Genomic DNA, 638 nt, shown 5'->3' on the forward strand with positions numbered 1-638 from the left:
CGCCAAGAACTGGACGGGCCAGGTAGCGGAACGCCGCAACGAACTGACTCTGCGCGCCCTGTTCAGCGAAGAGCTGGGCGCCGTCATCCAGGTGCGCGCGGAAGAAAAGTCGCTCGTCATGGACGTGCTGCGCACGTTTAATTTGGGCGCCTGCAGCCATATCATCGGCAAATTGAACGACCGCGACGTGATCGAATTCACGCGCGACGCCAAGCTGATTTACACGCAGCCGCGCGCGGACCTGCACCGCCTGTGGAGCGAAACGAGCTGGCGCATCGCCCGCCTGCGCGACAATCCGGCATGCGCGGACGCCGAATACGACCGCCTGCTGGACGTGCAAGACCCGGGCATGTCGCCTATCGTCACGTTCGACCAGAACGAGAACATCGCCGCGCCATTCATCGCCACCGGCGTGCGCCCGCGTGTCGCCATCCTGCGCGAGCAGGGCGTCAACTCGCACATCGAGACGGCCTACGTGATGCACCAGGCAGGCTTCACGGCCGTCGACGTGCACATGAGCGACCTGATCGCGGGCCGCGTCAAGCTGGACGACTTCCAGGGCGTCATCGCCGTGGGCGGTTTCTCGTACGGCGACGTGCTGGGCGCGGGCGAAGGCTGGGCGAAAACGATTCTGTTCA

The 638-nt window shown here is 64.9% G+C and carries 1 protein-coding gene; it reads left to right on the top strand.

Annotated elements, in window-relative coordinates; genetic code table 11:
* On the top strand, positions 1–638 hold a 638-nt coding region (locus AC0V2Y_RS28655), incomplete at both ends, for a phosphoribosylformylglycinamidine synthase subunit PurQ (protein WP_475418478.1).

The sequence above is a fragment of the Janthinobacterium sp. BHSEK genome, from assembly GCF_056174685.1.